The organism is Pseudomonas sp. GM49, from assembly GCF_000282355.1.
Classification (GTDB): domain Bacteria; phylum Pseudomonadota; class Gammaproteobacteria; order Pseudomonadales; family Pseudomonadaceae; genus Aquipseudomonas.
In genome coordinates this window covers 1-15,862 of sequence record NZ_AKJL01000224.1, presented here as the reverse complement: position 1 = coordinate 15,862, position 15,862 = coordinate 1, and the positions used below count along the sequence as shown (strand labels likewise).

Here is a 15,862-nt window from a genome sequence, read left to right as displayed (position 1 = left end):
CGCTGCCAGTCCAGATTAGGGATAACGGCGGCAGCCAGTTAGTCAGATCCTTCTGACAACTTGCCTGATCCTGTCGGGGATGACTGGCTACCACTTACTTCGTTGTATCGAGGACAAGCCGACCACGTAAGTGACGGCCCATGCTTTTCTCGATCGCCACTTTCGCATCACTCAAGGGGTATGCCTCAACGTCGACCGTGAGGTGTCCCTTGTCGAACAGTTCGGCAATGAGCGAGAGCTGCCGGCCATCCGAGCGGGTGGCAAAGTTGGCGGGGGTCACGCCGTAGTCGTTTGCCAGGGACATGTTCGGCAGGCTCACCGGCGATACCAGCACACCGTTTCTTTTCAGTACCGCAAAGGAACGGGTCTGTGTGTCGCCGCCCACCAGATCCAGTACCACATCGACGCCGGACACCAATTCTTCGAATGCCTGGGTCGTATAGTCGATGGTGTAATCAGCACCGAGGTCTTTCAGGTAGGCATGATGATGTGCCGAGGCCGTTGCGTAGACTTCCGCGCCCAGGTACTTGGCAATCTGCACGGCCATGCTGCCCACGCCACCGGCCGCGGCGTGGATCAACACCTTCTGCCGCCGTTGCACACCCGCGTGTTCGGTCAGGGCCTGCCAGGCCGTCAGGGCCGATGCGGGTACAGCGCTGGCCTGCAAGGCACTGAGCGATTTTGGTTTGATCGCCAGTTTTGAAACCTGGGCGATTGCTTTGGTCGCATAACCACCAACGATGTTGATGAAGCCGAACACTTCATCGCCAATGCTGAATTCAGTAACGCCCTGCCCCACTGCCACCACCGTACCGGCCACTTCGACACCCGGGGTAAAAGGCAGCGGCAAAGGGATGAACGCCTTCATGGCTCCGGAGAGGATCTTCCAGTCAATCGGGTTCACCCCGGCTCCAGCGACATCGATCAGCACTTCACCGACGCCGGCCACCGGGTCGGCAATATCTTCCAGACGCAAAACTTCAGGGCTGCCGTATTCGTACACGCGTAGGGCTTTCATGGAGGCCTCGATCATTGAAAAAGAAGGGAGACAAACACTGCGCTGCGAGGGACCGCCCTTCGCAGCGCGGGGTATCAACGACGGCGAGCGTCGAGGCTGAAGCGACCGGCACCGAAGGCCACGACCTGCAGCAAGCCACCAGCCATCGCGATGTTCTTGAAGAAGTGGATGAACTGGTTCTGATCGCCCAGTGCGTTATGGAACGCCAGGGCGGTAAACACGCTGAACACAGCCAATACAGCTGCGACAGTGCGGGTGCGGTAACCGGCGATCAGCGCCAGGCCACCACCGATCTCGACAATGATCGCCAGCGCCAGCGCCAGTTGCGGAAACGGAAGCCCGACAGAGCCGATGTAACCGACCATCATGGCCGGAGCGGCCAGTTTGGAAAAACCGGAAAGGATGAAGATTGCGCTGAGCAGTACGCGGCCGATCAACGAGGCCGAAGCCTGGGTCACGTCGGAACGGCTCTGTTCAGCGGTGGCGGAATGAGCGATGTTTGCAGAAATCGTCATGGGGTATTTCCTTCAGTTGGGTGCGATTCGACTTGAACCGCCCGGGTGAGGAAATGTTGCTCCTGGTCAGCTCATCTGAATAGCCGACTAATTTAGATCATTAGATTCGATTAAATAGGCAAGCCACTCACTCCACCGAATGGGAGTTCAATCGTGCAATCCGCTGAGCGAACGTCTGCAACAGGCCTGGAAGCACACATTCGCGGTCAGCGCCTGGCGGCCTCCGACGAGGTTTTTTCCAACGATGTGCTGGTGCAGATCTTTAACCGGGAGCGGTTCGAGCAAAGCGTTATCGTTCCCGCCGTGGCCGAGCCGCTGATTGTCTGGGTGCTTTCCGGGAGCGCCACCGTAGAGGAACGGGAGGCTGGCGAAGCGTGGCGGGCGAGTGAAGTGACGAAGGGGGATTTTTTCCTCACCACCAGCGCCGTGCCCTACGAAATGCGCTGGCAAGTGACCAGCGCGGAGCCCTTTGTGGTGATGCACATTTACCTCGGTCTGCCCCTGCTCGAACGTGCAATCCAGGAAACCCGCAAGGCAGTCACCGGTTCGATTTGCCTGCGTGAAATATCCGGTGGTCGAGATGCAGCGCTGTCGGTGCTGTTCGAACAGTTCAGAGTTGAACTGACCACCCGGGGAGAAACCAGCCCACTGCTGATGCAAGGCATCGCCCAGTGCATCGCCGTACACCTGGCACGCGATTATCTTGATGCGCAAGCCGATAACATCGTTCAGCGCAATGCCCTGCCGGCCTTCAAGCTCAGGCGTGTGGTGAGTGCGATGGAGAAGTCGCTGGGTGAGACGTTTTGCCTGGGAGATCTGGCCGACGCAGCCGGGATGAGCGAGTACCACTTCAGCCGTCTGTTCAAACGCGCCACGGGGCTTTCACCCTCGCGCTACTTCATCAGGCTGAGAATGACCAAGGCCAGGCAACTGCTGATTGAAACCGACATGAGCATCATCGATGCCGGACTGGAGGTCGGATACAGCAGCGCCAGTCATTTTTCCCAGGCGTTCAAACGGGAGGTCGGCGTCCTGCCCAGTCATTACCGCAAATGAAAATGCGGCACGGCGCTCGCCGTACCGCAAGTACAACCGGCCAATCAACTGCCCACGGGAATGCTCATGCCGCCATCGGCCATGACGACCGAGCCGACAATGAAACTGGCGCGCTCGGAGGCCAGGAATGCCACGATCTCGGCGATCTCATCGGGCGAAGCCGCACGGCCGATCGGTGCCGATTTGCCGTGCTCCTGCAGAAAGCCCGGGCCGTCTTCCATGAAGTGATTGAGCAGATTGGTGACCACGTCGCCCACACCAATCGCGTTGACCCGAATACCGTGCTCAATCGCTTCCAGCGCCTGGGTTCGGGTCAATTGCGCCAGTGCCCCTTTCGATGCGGTATAGGCTGCGATTCCCGGAAACGCGAAGTAAGAGGCATAGGACGCAATGTTGACGATTGCGCCTGACTTTTGCTTCATCATTTCTTTCGCCGCTTCACGGGAATGGAGAAACGCACCCGTTACATTTGTCTCCATCTGCCAGCTCCAATCCTCGCGCGTCATCTCGACCAGAGGCTTGTAGATGATCCGTCCGGCGTTGTTGACCAGCACATCGAGCTTGCCGAAGTGTTGAACGGCCAGTGCAACCGCTTTTTCCGCCGAGCGATCGACCGTGATATCCGCGACCAAAGGCACCAATCCAGGACGCTCAAGTGCATTCACTTCAGGGTTGATGTCTTCGGCAATTACCTTGGCGCCACGGGCATGAAACAGCTCGGCGATGGCTCGGCCGATTCCGCTGGCGGCGCCCGTGACAATCACGACTTTCCCGGCGATCTCGTTGGGGGTAGCAATAAAATCAGTCATCTCGTTTCTCCTGGCAAGTGAGCAGCTGAACCATTCCAGCCGTTGCGCATACGCCTGAACGTATGCGGGTGTCGCTTTCGACGACTCAACTTTCGCCGATTACGATCCGCCACTCTTTAGGGGCCTTGCTCACCCTGTCGGGGCTTTGCTTTTCGAGTAGAGATCCCTGGGACATTCTTTTGACCAGACCGTGAGCGTTCCAGAGCAACACGATTGGTCACTTCGGATGGCATAATCGCACCCGGTTCATAACAGGTGCGTATCAATGACCGTCGAAAGCTACGACCAACTGGCGATCTTTTCGGCCGTGGCACGGGAGCGCAGTTTCACCCGTGCCGCCGCCAAGCTGGGTATGTCGCAGCCGGCCTTGAGCCGCGCCATGCGCCAGCTGGAGGATCGACTGGGTGTCAGGTTGCTGTCGCGCACCACGCGCAGCGTTTCGCCGACTGAAGCCGGTGAGCATCTGCTGCGGGTAATCGCCCCCAGGTTCGAAGAGATCGACAACGAACTGGCTTTGCTCAGTGAATTCCGAGACAAGCCGGCGGGCAAATTACGGATCACGGCAGGCGAGCATTCAGCGATCACGATTCTGCACCCTGTCCTCGCAAAATTGCTGCCGGACCATCCCGACCTCAACATCGAAATCATCGTCGACTACGGCTTGACCGATATCGTGGCGGAAGGCTTCGACGCCGGCGTACGGTTGGGTGAGCAGGTCGCCAAGGACATGATCGCGATGCGCATCGGCCCCGACATGCGCATGGCGGTGGTCGGCTCCCCGGCGTATTTCGCCCGATATTCAAAGCCCGTCGTCCCGATCGATCTGATGCAGCACAACTGCATCACCTTGCGCATGCCGACTTACGGTGGGTTGTTCCTGTGGGAATTCGAAAAGAATGGCCAGGAACTGAACGTCCGCGTCGAAGGCCAACTGGTGTTCAACAACATTGCCATGCGCCTGGAGGCCGCCCTGCAAGGGTTGGGCCTGGCCTATATGCCGGAAGACCTGGTGCAGGAGCATGTCGCGCAGGGCCGGTTGATCCGCGTGCTCACGGACTGGTGCGAGCCGTTCTCTGGCTACCACCTCTATTACCCGAGCCGGCGCCAGAGCTCGCCGGCCTTTACCCTGCTGCGCGAAGCCTTGCGCTATCCGGGCTGATTGGCCTGAGTGGCGTCCAGCGCCTCGGCGGCCCGTTTGGCTGCATCAGCATCCCCCTGATCGGCCAGTAGCCGGGTCAACTGACGCAATTGCCCGACGGTCAGTCCGACCCGCAGGCTGGCGGCCATGTGCGAGCGCAGTTGTGACTCTACGCCGGGCGTGGCGGCCAGCGCTGCGACGGTCGCCAGCTCCCGACTTTGCCAGTCAAGGTTGTCGCGCTCGAAAATGTCGCCGAACAAATGCGCTTGCAGGTACTGGTTGATGACGGGGACGAAGTCGAACAGCGGCCCCTGGACAGGCGCACCGGCAATGCGTGTCTGGTTGGCCTTGCCGACTGACAGCAACTCATCGCCGACGGGAATGACGCGAGCGGGCTCGCGCCCCGGATCGTCCTGAACGCCCCGATGTTGGCGCGCCGCCACCACTTTCATCAACTCACCAAGTGCATTGAGGCTGCGCGGAAAGCCGCTGTAGGCATAGAGCTGCACCAGTACTTCCTTGGCCTCGCTGACCGTCAGCCCGGCATCCAGCCCCTGGTTCAACGCAATATTCAGTCGGGGAATATTGCTCGTGGCCATGGCGGCGGCAATCAGCGGGATGGACTGCTGTCTGGCTGACAACGTCTCTGAGGCGGGTTGGGCCACAGGCAAGGTCTGCGGCTCAACAGGACTTCGGGCGCCGTATTGGGCATCGGTGACTTTCTCCAGCCATTGCACACTTTTGCCCTCTACCGAGCCCGTCACGGCCAGGTGCGTCATGCTGCTCGCCGGAGCGGCACCATGCCAGTGCTTGACGCCCGGCGGGCAGATAATCACATCGCCCGGATGGATTTCCTGCACGGGCTTGCCCCACTCCTGTGTCAGGCCGATACCGGACATCACCACCAATCGCTGGCCGGCAGGATGGGTGTGCCAGGCCGAACGCGCACCCGGCTCGAAGGTGACGTAAGCGCCAGACGCATTGCTCTCGCCCGTGGCGGGAAACAACGGATCGACGCGCACCCGCCCGGTGAAGTAATCCTCAGATCCCGCGACCGAAGCCTGGCTGCCTGCCCGGCTGATCTGCTGGGTGGCCCTGGGCTCACTGAGACTGTCCGCCCCTGCCGCACCGGCAAAGGGAGCCGCGGCGCACACCACGATGCCAAAAAGCGTGTTTTTCATGATGAAGGATCCCTCGAGTCAGAGCGTTCTGGCGTAGAACGCGTTCAACTGGCCAATGGCGACGTCCACATACTCGGGCACCCAATAGGTTTCGATGTGAGTCGCACCATCGATCGTGAACAGTTTCTTGTCCCGGGTTCCAGTGGCCTTGGCGAAAGCCTGCTCCGACATGTACAGGCTGTCGGCCTTGCTGCCGGCGATCATCAACAAGGGTTTGTCGATCAGTTCGATCTGGTCCGTGGCATCGAAACTCATCAGGTCCAGCAGACTGCTCTGGGTGTAGCGGAAGGTCGAGTTCGGATGGGCGTGGGTCTTGCCGTAATACTCGAAACCCTGCCGATACAGGTCGAACGGCAGCTTGGCGATCTGCTCATCGGTCAGTTTGGCGTCGCCGACGTAGAGCACCTCCCCGCCCGCCGCTTCCTGTGCGCGGGCAGCCGAAGCCTGTTGCAAGCGCTCCTGAATCGTCGACAGTTGCGAGTCCTGGTAACCATTGCGACGTACCAGCCCCGAGTTGAACATGCTCAGGGTCGCGATCGACTGGAAGCGCTTGTCGGTTTGCGCCGCCTTCAACGAATACCCCCCGCCGCCACAGATACCGAGCAAGCCCAGACGCGTGCCATCGACGCCGGGATAGCCTGCGATGAAGTCCGCCATGCCATGGATGTCCTCGATGCGGTATGTGGGCTTGTCCATATTGCGCGGCTGGCCACCGCTGGCCCCCTGATACGCCGCATCCGCCGTGATCGTGATGTAGCCCTGATCAGCCAGGCGCTGGGCGTACAGACCGGCGACCTGCTCCTTCACACCGCCATTGGGATGCGCCACGACGACGGCCGGATATTGCTTCGTCGCGTCATAATTGGCCGGGGTGTAGACGTTGGCGGCAATGTCCAGGCCATTGAGCTTGTAGGTGACCGGGTGGATGTTGACCCTGCCCGGCTCGTTCTTCACCAGCGCGCCAGTGTAGGTCAAGGTGTAGGGATTCTGTTTGTAGTCCGCTGCCTCGGCTTCAATGCCCGACATGCCGATCATGGCGGCCATGAGAGTGGCCTTTATCGTGGTTCGCATCATGTGAATGCTCCTGGCAATTCCTGTTTCCAAAGGTGTGTGGCAGCGATCGCCATGCTCGTTATCAATCCAGGTTTTCCTCAGCGAGAAACTGCGAAACCAGGTCCGCGATCTCTACGTTGTTCAGGTCGGAAAACGGGAAGTGGCTGTTGCCGCTGATACCGATCTCAGGCAAGTGAATGAGCCGGACGTCACCGCCATGGCGGTTCACGACGTCTCGCCACAGGCGAGCCATTTCAAGCCGGGCACGCCAGCTGTCCTGTGCAGGCAAACGAACCGGTTTGTCCGGGATGTTGTCGCCGTAGATGATCAGAATGGGGATATGAGTCAGCGCTTCGAACTGCGCCTTCGATACGACCTGTGCCGAGAGCGTGTCGAACGCGCTGGGAATCGGCGCGGGCACCTCGCCTTCGGGAAACACGAAGCTGCTCCCAGGCTCGAACGCCACGATGGCCCGCACATTGCGACTCTTGATCGCCGTCAACCAACCGGGGCCACCGCCCTGTGAATGCGTGAACAGGATGGCCGGCCCGGTCTTTTCCAGCAGTGCAGATACACCATCGGAGGCGACTTCAATGTCGTAAGGGCCGGTGTTGGGCGTCATCGAACGGAAAAATTGCTCCAGCGCCTGCGGCCCACGGGGAAACTGACTGCCCTCGAAGGTCTCGGGCCACAGGCCAATGCGGAACTGGTTGAACCACAGTTGCTCGTCCGGCACAGGCTTGATCGTCGCTTCCACCAGGCTACGCCCCGCGTCGCCACGCCGCGGCTGGTCGATCAGATAAGTGGAGAAACCACGCCGCAGGAAGATGTTCTGGAACCCTTCCCGGCCATCGGCCGTGGTTTCCCAGGACTTTGCAGATTGCCCTGCGCCATGCCACATGACGATGGGCAACGGGTGAGCGTCGACCGGCACCTGATAGAACGCATACACATGATCGCCATGGTAGGTCTGGCCATCAGGCATCATCGGCTTGTAGGGATCAAAGCGACCTGGCTGGGTGATCAGTCCCCCGCCGGCCATCAGGCTTCCCTGATCCTTGATGATCAGCGGGCTACGCTCGTCAGCCTCCACGAGCGCACCGGCGGTCAGGGTGAAACAGAGCGCGCCCGCCCCGACTGCTGCGTGTGCGTACTTGCGGATGGAATCCTGGGTCATGAGTTGCTCTCGCCTTGTCATTGCAGAGATGCAACTTACCGCTCAGGTATTAATTAATGAATAGAGCCAATCGGATAGAACTGATATCAAAAACATATAAATAGGCTGTTTGAGGTATAACCAGCCGAAGGTGGATGATGTCCTGACAGGGACCTAGAATAAGTAGACACGCCCTTGAACACGCCTCTTGATACAGGGGAACCGGGATGACGGGACATACAGCACGCCAATGCTCGCCATGGATCCTGCTCTCCCTGCTCGCCGTCAATCTGGCGCTGCTGGCCGGATGTTCAGGTAAAGCCACCACCGCTCCACATCCTGCCTCAAACACCGGCTCAAACACCGGCTCAGTCTGCTTTGCAAAAGCACTCCCCACTGTCGGCGAAGGTGGCCTCGCCTGGGGCGACACGTTGGACGTGGCTCGCCAGAAATCCCTGGATAATTGCATCCGTTATGCCGGCCGATCCGGCGGCACGCCGAATACCTGTCATGTGGTGATGGCGGAATGTAAGCATTGATAGAGCGGTTTTTCGTTTCTGCGCCGCTTTTGCGTTTCTGTGCGACAGATCCCGCTTCAGGGGCTCCCGTTTCACACGCTCGTGGTGTTAGTTTGGAAATGTTTCTGATCAAACGATCAGATATTTCTTACAAACCGCCTGCAAAGGAATGCCCCCAGCAATGGATTTTTCACTCAAGCACCTGGCCGCGACCACCCTCATGCTCGCCAGCCTTTCGTCGTTCACCACCGCAGCCCACGCCAACATCACCCCGCAACAGAACGCGATCATCCTCAAGACCTTCAGTGATGCGTCGGTCAAGGATTTCAGGCAATTCCTGGGAAGTCTGGCCAAGAGCGATTTCGCCAAGACCGACAAGCTCGGCCCGGCCATCAGTGCGTTCCTCGACAACAAGACGCTTACTTCTGAGCAGCAAAACGAAATCCATCGCCTGCTTGGCCTCTATGCACGGGTGAAATACGGCAGCGCGGCCACCGACACCTTGAAGGAGCTGGTGGCCATTGCGACCGTGCGCGTGGATGGCGTTGCCCAGCACGACAATCCCGAATTCCTCAAGATAGCCGAGAAGATCAAGGGCCTTGCCCAGGCGTTCAACCTGAACTTTCGCAACATCGACAACCGCGTCTATGAGATCTCCCTCGAAGGCACCGGCGATGAAGTCGTGGGCATTCACGCCCATGCCGATGTGGTGCCGGTAACACCGGAGAACTGGGTGCTGCAGGACGGCACCCGCCTCGATCCGTTCAAGGTCACCCTGGTCGGCGATCGCATGTATGGCCGCGGCACCGAGGATGACAAGAACGGCATCGTGGTGGCGCTCTACGCCATGAAGATCATCAAGGAAGAGCAGCTGCCGCTGGCCAGAAATTTCAAGCTGCTGGTCGACACCACCGAAGAGACCACGGGCGATGCCATCCCCTACTACTTCGAACGCAACCCGATGCCCAACTACAACCTGGCACTGGATGGCGGCTATCCGGTGGTGATCGCCGAGAAAGGTTACGGCACGGTCATGGCCAGCTTCGCCAAACGTAACGCTGAAGGCCAAGGCGCGGAAATCACCTCGATGACCGGCGGCCTGGCCACCAACCAGATTCCGTCGACATCGGTCGCGACCCTGGTGACCGACAAGCCCGCCGAACTGGCCGCCAGCCTGCAAAAGGCCGGCACTGATTACGCCAAGCGCAACGGCGGCAATTTCAAGGTGGCTGCCAAGGTCGACGGCAAGGACGTCAAGCTGACTGTCACCGGTGTTTCCGCCCACTCCTCCGAGCCGGAGTCCGGCGTCAACCCGGTGGCCAGGATGCTCGATTTCATCAATAGCCTCGACGGCAAGGTCGCGCTCAAGCACAACCAGATCACTGACGCTGCCCGCTACGCCGCCGACAACTGGGGGCTGGACTACCTGGGTGGCAAGTTGGGGGTCGGTTTTGCCGATCAGTTCATGGGCCCGCTGACCACTTCCCTGACCTATGTCGGGATGGATGACAATGCCTTCAAACTCGCAGTCAACCTGCGCGTGCCGAAGGGCAAGTCGCCGGAAATGCTCAAGTCCGAAATCGCCGCAAAGCTGGACGCCTGGAGCAAGAAGACCCGGATCGCACCGGCCTTCGACCTGTCGATTGCCGAACCGATGTACCGCAACCCCGAGGGTGAATGGGCCAAGGCCCTGCTCGCCGTGGCCAGTGAAAACCTCGACATGGAACACAAGTTCGGCACCTCCGCTGGCGCCACGTCCGTGCATGAACTGCCCAACGGCGTGCAATTCGGCCTGGCCATGCCGAACGTCAAATACACCGGCCACAACGACAACGAGTTCAAGACTACCGAGCAGTTCCTGCTGGACTTGCAGATCGTGACCGAGATGATGGGCCGCATCGGGCAATTGCCGAAGCTTTGATCCCCCTTCGGACCCGCCCTTCTGGCGGGTCCGGTTTGAGGCCGGCTATGCTGGAAACACGACTCGAATGTCGCACTGATCCGCGCTCTCCAGGCCCAATGAAGTAAAAAAGCATCATTCAGGCAGAGTAGCGACCCTCCATCGAGGGTCGCGGCTCCAACATCAATAACTACAAGAACCCAATACGCACGATACATTCACCATCAGAACGGTTATTTGTTCGCTTTAACCGGTCCCTGATAGTAAGGCAGGCTGTCAATCCGTGGTGTATAGACCCCAGTGCGGACACTACGCTGAACATGCGCCGCGATCTCATCCATACGTGCAAACCAGACATCGCCTTTTTGCATCATGTATTCGATCAACTTCGAAACTTCATGCCAGCGTGCCAAACGACCGGAAAGGAAGGGATGCCAGACGGGTATGAAAAGACCGCCATATTCCCATGCTGCATCAAACTCGGCCTTGAATACCTCTACGGCGCGTTGCGGCGACTGAATCGGCATCTGAAAATCAAGGTCGATACTGTGCATGTACTGGGGCCAGTCATCCAGCGCCCAGCTGGAGGGCAGCTCCACCAGCTCTCCAGCATTTGTGCGCAACAGATAAGGAACATCATCCCCCATCAATGAGGCGTCATAACTGAAGCCTCGCTCGATCAGCAAGTCAGCCGAGTGCTCCGACATATTGTAGAGGGGAGCCCGCCAGCCTCGCGGTGCCTGGCCCGTGAAGCGTTTGATGGTGTCGCAACCACGATCGAGCCAATAAGCTTCTTCTTCTCGAGTCAGCTCGTTTGGATGTTCATGTATATAGCCATGGTGAGCAATTTCGTGTCCATTTTCGACGATCGCTTCAATGGCCTCGGGGTATTGCTCGATGCACCAGGCCGGAATGAAGAACGTTTGTTTAATCTCGAAGCGTCGATAGGTTTCCAGGATCCTTGGAATCGCCACCTTCGGTCCGTAGTGCAGCATTGAAATACTGGCAACTCGCGTTGCTGAATCCTTGGGGTGCGCCACATGCAGAATGCTGTCTGCATCCATATCAAAGGTAAAGGAGACGGCACAGCGTGCGCCGTTTGGCCAGACAATAGGGTTTTCAATCATGTTTAATCACCAATGGCTGCTGAATATCATTGATTTACCAAGAACCGTGAGCTATCCCGATATCAATACTCGTGATCGAGCAGCCAATTGGAATAATGCGTCAATCCTTTTTCCAGCGACCATTGCGCTCGATACCCCAACTCCCGCTGCGCAGCACTCAGGTCCCATTCCCCATGCCGATCGAGATGCCAGTAGCCATCGCCGATTTCGATGCGGGCATCAGGAATTATTTTTCTGATCAGTTCGACGGCCTCATGCAGCGTCCAGGAGCAGTCACCGGCAATATTAAATATGCCGCCCTTCGTATCTCTGGTTTCAGCCGCCATCAGTACAGCGCGCACAACGTCTTCCACATGAATATAATGGAACCGATGATCGCCGCCGGCAGCCAATTTGAAAGTTTCACCCCGATGAACCGTTTTTAGTATGTCCCTGAGAACCTGCGGCATTTTATTTTCAGGGCCATACACTTCAGCAATCCGCAGCGAGATTACTTCCATACCATAAAGATCATTGTAGACTCGGCCAAAATGCTCGGTGGCAACTTTGGTTACACCATAGGGTGTCGTTGGATTAGTCGGTGTTTTTTCATTGATCACACCTTCGAAATGCCCGTACACCGTTTCAGAAGAAAAATTCACTAGCTTTTTAATGCCCGCCAGGCGCATTGCCTCAAGCAAATGAATGGTGCCATCGATATTCGCTGCCACTGTCGTAATCGGCAGATCTATGGACAAGTCAGGATGTGACATCGCGGCCGTATGAATAACACGATCAACCCCAAAGTCCTGGATGGTTCTGACGATTCTGGGAATATCGTACAACTCGCCCTGTACAGGGGTCATGAACTCCGACCTGGCCTCTGAGTAGTCACGATTGTAACTAACGACCTTAACGCCCTGTTCGCTGAGCTTTTTAGTCAGGTACCTGCCAACATAGCCCAAACCACCGGTAATCATCACAGCGCTCATATTGCACCCTTCTTGTTATTAGAAAAATCAGAGCCACTTATTTGACTGGGAAATTCATGACTCAGTGAAGTTTAATTGCACGACACCCAACTAGATCGCGGCCCCGCCATTGGGGCTGACTACTTGTCCAACCATATAATCTCCCGCAGGTCCGGCCAGGGCTTCGACCATGGCCGCAATCTCGTCCGGTTTTCCGAAGCGTTTCAATGGAATGGTCGCGCGCGTCCCGTCGTTGTATTCAATGGTGTCGTTGATCAGCATGTCCGTTTCGATCGGCCCCGGTGCCACCGAATTCACCAATACGCCTTGTGGGGCAACTTCCTTCGCAACCGCTTTAGTCAGTGCGATCACCCCGCCCTTGGAGGCGCAGTACGCGGCGTAGGTCGGAAAGCCAATCAACCCCAGCTCGGAACTGATATTGATAATCCGCCCCTGACCGCGTGCCAGCATGCCCGGCAATACGGCCTGCATGCAGGCCCAGGTCCCGCCGAGATTGGTGCTGATCATCTGTTCCCACTGCGCCCAGGTCGTCTGCGCGACGGTCGCCGAAACCAGCCTGCCGGCATTGTTGACAAGAACATCGACCCGCCCATAGCGGTTCTCTGCTTCCCTGATGATTCCGGCTGCCGCCTCGGGATGACTGACATCAGCTTGAACAGTGATCCCATCGCCACCGTTGTCTTGGGCAATACGTATTACCGCGTCGAGTTGATCCTTGACGTCGAAGTAGTTGAGTACCAAATGATCGCCACTTGCAGCAAAACGCTTGGCAATTGCCAGCCCTATGCCCCTTCCCGCTCCCGTAATTACGACAACACGCTTCATAAGTTCACCCATGGTTTTAAATGAACACCACACGCAGGCGCCAATGTCCGGTTAACGCAGGCTGCAACATTGACCGCATGCGTTAACTTCGCAATCAGGACTCTTGCATTGGCGTTAGTACGGTTTGCCTGGAAATTCGCGACTGCCAAAACAGAATCATCGCGCCAGAAAGGATGGTCAGCGCGCCGAGGTACCAGGCGGTGTATTGATCCTCGGGCGAAACCGGATTGGCTCCGGCGGTATAACCGATGTATCCCAGCACAAGGATTGCCAGCGCAGCCGGGATCGACAGTGCCAACGCCATACCGAAACGTTGACGGCGAAAGGTCATGACAATGAATGCTGCGATAGCGGCCATGTAGGACATCACCAGCGTGATGGTCACGACATCGTAGTACCACGAGATCTTGTCCAGTGGCTTCCACCAGAGCAGTGTAATGGCGAGGGTCGAGACGATAATGCTGGCCAGCCATGGCGATCTCGATTTATTGACTGAGCGAAGCGCTGTTGGCAGATGCCCTTCCTCACTCATTCGATAGAGCGTACGCGCAGCTGCACTCGAAGAAATTTGCAAGCCGGCACATGCCGAAGTGATCACGACGAATAGAGCGATCCAGGCCATGGCGGGGGGCAAGTAGACATTCGCCACGGCGGCGATCGGCCCACCGTTGCCGTCTTCGATAATTGCCGCCAGCTTCTCTACAGGCACCGCGTACTGCCAGCCAATCGCCGCAAGACTGTAAATGACGAATGCCGAAGTCAGAACGAGTAGCATGGAGCGCTGTACAGTCCGAACCGGAATACGCGACTCTTCGATATAGTTGATCGCCGAATCGAAGTTCGCGAGCATCCAGACACCGAACAGCACCCCCGGCCCGATCGCGGACCAACCACCAGACCCTTCCGGCGTGTACATGGAAATCACTGACAAATCCGGAACCTGAGGATTGATGATTCCCATCAACCCGAGCCCGGCTACCACGCTGATCTCGAAAATCAGAAATACGCTGGCTACTTTGGCTGTGGCATTGACGCCGTTGCAGGAAATGGCCAGGAAGATCAGAACCATACCCGTCCCGATCAGTTTTGCATTGAGCGGGCCCGCCAACACCGGGAACAACGCCTGTATATATTCGGTTCCGATAATTGCGCACATTGCCATCACCGCCATGCAGGCAACCGAGTACGCCCAACCGAGAATGGTCCCTACACGGGTGTGCAGAAAACGCGACGTGAAAGTGAAGACGCCACCCGCCGACGGTGCCTGGCGAGTGAGTGAGATCATGCAAAATGCCATGACCAACATCGGAAAGAAGTACGCAATCAAAATGGCCAGTGGAGCGTGGTGGCCCGATATTGAGTAAAGAATCGACATGGAAGAAGCTGCGATCCAGCCAGGCGCATTGAAGCCCAACGCCGAAAACGTCACATCCCTGGTGGTTAGAGTTCCCTTGTTTAACGCAGTATCCAGATCACGAACAGTTCCGTCACGGTCATAGCCGATGATTTCATAGAAGTTCATTTTTCAGGCTCTGATTAATAGCTATAGAAGATGTTGTAGCGTCAAACCATTTGAGTTGATTTGAACGCCGTTCTTATTATTCAACTAAGCAAAATGCAGATACTCAAAACCCGAACAAGCCAGACACCAACAGCTTATTCAGATTTGACTTACAGCGTTCTTTTTTATCGCTGCCCAGGAAAACCCTCAAGTCGAGATTATTTTTTCCAGCCGCCAGCAGTCACTTCAACTGCATAGCTGCGTGCGTGACCAGTTGTGGTGCTTAAACTTCTGAATGGGGGGAGGCCAGTATAGGAACAGCCAAAAAATACCTACCATCAGCAATTGCCGATGTTTAAATCTGAATTAGCGAAGTAAATTATCAGACGCCCTCAACGGCAACCAGCCACGCCCCCCCTATCAGCTCTGTACCTGCTGCAGGTGCTCATCGAGAAGCGTGCTGCCCGAGCTCCTGGGCAAGCCCGATGAGAATTCCTTCGGGCCCCCGAATGTAGCAGAGCCGATACGTATTTTCGTACCGGACCACTTTGCCGACGAGTTCCGCGCCGCGTTTGTAGAGCCTGGCGAGCGTGTCGTCGATGTCCTCCACGGTGAACATGACGCGCAGATAACCGAGAGCGTTCACTGGGGCGCTGCGGTGATCGGCGACCACAGGTGGTGCGAGGAATCGGGACATCTCGAGACGGCCGTGACCGTCCGGTGTACGCATCATGGCAATCTCGACGCGCATGTCGCGCAATCCAGTGACACCATCTGCCCAGTCTCCTTCGATTGGCGCGCGCCCCTCGAGTTCGAGGCCAAGTTCGGTGAAGAACTCAATGGCAGCGTCGAGGTCTTCTACAACGATGCCGATGTTGTCCATACGCTTGACTGTCATGATGTCTCCTTGCCATTCACGTAACGTAGCCGGGCACCTAGCTTGGCATTCCCAAACAAGACGTCGAAATAAACTGGACCAGCGGGTCCGATTGATACAGCGAAAAGCGCTGCCAAGCGGCTAGTAGGGAGCACTGAGGGACGTCGCGTCCGGCATAAGGCTTCCTTGGAAAATGCAAATTCGAGGGACGACTTTA

15 protein-coding genes are annotated in these 15,862 nt (G+C 57.4%); 4 read left to right on the top strand and 11 right to left on the bottom strand.

The window, feature by feature from the left end:
• Nucleotides 1–94: 94 nt before the first annotated feature.
• Both PMI29_RS09650 and PMI29_RS09655 read right to left on the bottom strand, forming a co-directional pair.
• Nucleotides 95–1,018 (bottom strand): NADP-dependent oxidoreductase, encoded by a 924-nt coding sequence (locus PMI29_RS09650; RefSeq protein ID WP_008000562.1) that lies wholly within the window; start codon nt 1,016–1,018, stop codon nt 95–97.
• Nucleotides 1,019–1,092: 74 nt separating this feature from the next.
• Nucleotides 1,093–1,533 carry a DoxX family protein gene (locus PMI29_RS09655; RefSeq protein WP_008000561.1) on the bottom strand — a complete coding sequence of 147 codons (441 nt, stop codon included), beginning with the start codon at nt 1,531–1,533 and terminating at the stop codon, nt 1,093–1,095.
• Nucleotides 1,534–1,686: 153 nt separating this feature from the next.
• Between PMI29_RS09655 and PMI29_RS09660 the strand changes: the two genes are divergently transcribed.
• On the top strand, nt 1,687–2,589 hold the full coding sequence (locus tag PMI29_RS09660; RefSeq protein ID WP_008000560.1) for a helix-turn-helix domain-containing protein: 903 nt from the start codon (nt 1,687–1,689) through the stop codon (nt 2,587–2,589).
• Nucleotides 2,590–2,633: 44 nt separating this feature from the next.
• On the opposite strand, the gene PMI29_RS09665 is transcribed toward PMI29_RS09660, so the two are convergent.
• A complete protein-coding gene (locus PMI29_RS09665) occupies nt 2,634–3,398 on the bottom strand; it encodes an SDR family NAD(P)-dependent oxidoreductase (RefSeq protein ID WP_008000559.1) in 765 nt (254 codons plus the stop codon).
• 265 nt (nt 3,399–3,663) lie between these two features.
• Here PMI29_RS09665 and PMI29_RS09670 point away from each other — a divergent pair, with 265 nt between their 5' ends.
• Complete coding sequence (locus PMI29_RS09670) at nt 3,664–4,557, top strand: LysR family transcriptional regulator (RefSeq protein ID WP_008000558.1); 894 nt, start codon at nt 3,664–3,666, stop codon at nt 4,555–4,557.
• On the opposite strand, the gene PMI29_RS09675 is transcribed toward PMI29_RS09670, so the two are convergent.
• The 3 genes from PMI29_RS09675 to PMI29_RS09685 all read right to left on the bottom strand — a co-directional run bounded on the left by PMI29_RS09675 (nt 4,545) and on the right by PMI29_RS09685 (nt 7,947).
• On the bottom strand, nt 4,545–5,717 hold the full coding sequence (locus tag PMI29_RS09675) for a (R)-mandelonitrile lyase (RefSeq protein WP_008000557.1): 1,173 nt from the start codon (nt 5,715–5,717) through the stop codon (nt 4,545–4,547). The genes PMI29_RS09670 and PMI29_RS09675 overlap by 13 nt on opposite strands.
• A gap of 18 nt (nt 5,718–5,735) precedes the next feature.
• Nucleotides 5,736–6,791 carry an alpha/beta hydrolase gene (locus PMI29_RS09680; RefSeq protein WP_008000556.1) on the bottom strand — a complete coding sequence of 352 codons (1,056 nt, stop codon included), beginning with the start codon at nt 6,789–6,791 and terminating at the stop codon, nt 5,736–5,738.
• A 61-nt stretch (nt 6,792–6,852) separates the two neighbouring features.
• The gene (locus PMI29_RS09685) at nt 6,853–7,947 is read right to left on the bottom strand and encodes an alpha/beta hydrolase (protein WP_008000554.1); all 1,095 of its coding nucleotides are present in this window, start codon (nt 7,945–7,947) and stop codon (nt 6,853–6,855) included.
• A 206-nt stretch (nt 7,948–8,153) separates the two neighbouring features.
• Here PMI29_RS09685 and PMI29_RS31310 point away from each other — a divergent pair, with 206 nt between their 5' ends.
• Both PMI29_RS31310 and PMI29_RS09690 read left to right on the top strand, forming a co-directional pair.
• The gene (locus PMI29_RS31310) at nt 8,154–8,465 is read left to right on the top strand and encodes a hypothetical protein (RefSeq protein ID WP_008000552.1); all 312 of its coding nucleotides are present in this window, start codon (nt 8,154–8,156) and stop codon (nt 8,463–8,465) included.
• A 160-nt stretch (nt 8,466–8,625) separates the two neighbouring features.
• Nucleotides 8,626–10,365 (top strand): dipeptidase, encoded by a 1,740-nt coding sequence (locus tag PMI29_RS09690; protein ID WP_008000550.1) that lies wholly within the window; start codon nt 8,626–8,628, stop codon nt 10,363–10,365.
• Between the two features lie 212 nt (nt 10,366–10,577).
• Here PMI29_RS09690 and PMI29_RS09695 read toward each other — a convergent pair whose 3' ends face one another.
• From PMI29_RS09695 to PMI29_RS09715, 5 genes are all read right to left on the bottom strand, one after another.
• Complete coding sequence (locus PMI29_RS09695) at nt 10,578–11,471, bottom strand: polysaccharide deacetylase family protein (RefSeq protein ID WP_008000549.1); 894 nt, start codon at nt 11,469–11,471, stop codon at nt 10,578–10,580.
• Between the two features lie 62 nt (nt 11,472–11,533).
• The gene (locus tag PMI29_RS09700; protein WP_008000547.1) at nt 11,534–12,442 is read right to left on the bottom strand and encodes an NAD-dependent epimerase/dehydratase family protein; all 909 of its coding nucleotides are present in this window, start codon (nt 12,440–12,442) and stop codon (nt 11,534–11,536) included.
• Nucleotides 12,443–12,532: 90 nt separating this feature from the next.
• The gene (locus tag PMI29_RS09705) at nt 12,533–13,267 is read right to left on the bottom strand and encodes an SDR family NAD(P)-dependent oxidoreductase (RefSeq protein WP_008000546.1); all 735 of its coding nucleotides are present in this window, start codon (nt 13,265–13,267) and stop codon (nt 12,533–12,535) included.
• A gap of 94 nt (nt 13,268–13,361) precedes the next feature.
• Nucleotides 13,362–14,789 carry an APC family permease gene (locus PMI29_RS09710; protein ID WP_008000543.1) on the bottom strand — a complete coding sequence of 476 codons (1,428 nt, stop codon included), beginning with the start codon at nt 14,787–14,789 and terminating at the stop codon, nt 13,362–13,364.
• 424 nt (nt 14,790–15,213) lie between these two features.
• Entirely contained in the window at nt 15,214–15,666 is a 453-nt protein-coding gene (locus tag PMI29_RS09715; protein WP_008000540.1) for a VOC family protein, read from the bottom strand.
• Nucleotides 15,667–15,862: the final 196 nt, after the last annotated feature.

Excerpts from the sequence above, each read along its gene's own strand:
- PMI29_RS09700 (WP_008000547.1), bottom strand. The coding sequence starts at position 12,442 with ATGAGCGCTGTGATGATTACCGGTGGTTTGGGCTATGTTGGCAGGTAC.
- PMI29_RS09670 (WP_008000558.1), top strand. The coding sequence starts at position 3,664 with ATGACCGTCGAAAGCTACGACCAACTGGCGATCTTTTCGGCCGTGGCA.
- PMI29_RS09650 (WP_008000562.1), bottom strand. The coding sequence starts at position 1,018 with ATGAAAGCCCTACGCGTGTACGAATACGGCAGCCCTGAAGTTTTGCGT.
- PMI29_RS09705 (WP_008000546.1), bottom strand. The coding sequence starts at position 13,267 with ATGAAGCGTGTTGTCGTAATTACGGGAGCGGGAAGGGGCATAGGGCTG.
- PMI29_RS09695 (WP_008000549.1), bottom strand. The coding sequence starts at position 11,471 with ATGATTGAAAACCCTATTGTCTGGCCAAACGGCGCACGCTGTGCCGTC.
- PMI29_RS09710 (WP_008000543.1), bottom strand. The coding sequence starts at position 14,789 with ATGAACTTCTATGAAATCATCGGCTATGACCGTGACGGAACTGTTCGT.
- PMI29_RS09685 (WP_008000554.1), bottom strand. The coding sequence starts at position 7,947 with ATGACCCAGGATTCCATCCGCAAGTACGCACACGCAGCAGTCGGGGCG.
- PMI29_RS09690 (WP_008000550.1), top strand. The coding sequence starts at position 8,626 with ATGGATTTTTCACTCAAGCACCTGGCCGCGACCACCCTCATGCTCGCC.
- PMI29_RS09675 (WP_008000557.1), bottom strand. The coding sequence starts at position 5,717 with ATGAAAAACACGCTTTTTGGCATCGTGGTGTGCGCCGCGGCTCCCTTT.
- PMI29_RS09680 (WP_008000556.1), bottom strand. The coding sequence starts at position 6,791 with ATGATGCGAACCACGATAAAGGCCACTCTCATGGCCGCCATGATCGGC.
- PMI29_RS09715 (WP_008000540.1), bottom strand. The coding sequence starts at position 15,666 with ATGACAGTCAAGCGTATGGACAACATCGGCATCGTTGTAGAAGACCTC.
- PMI29_RS09665 (WP_008000559.1), bottom strand. The coding sequence starts at position 3,398 with ATGACTGATTTTATTGCTACCCCCAACGAGATCGCCGGGAAAGTCGTG.
- PMI29_RS09655 (WP_008000561.1), bottom strand. The coding sequence starts at position 1,533 with ATGACGATTTCTGCAAACATCGCTCATTCCGCCACCGCTGAACAGAGC.
- PMI29_RS31310 (WP_008000552.1), top strand. The coding sequence starts at position 8,154 with ATGACGGGACATACAGCACGCCAATGCTCGCCATGGATCCTGCTCTCC.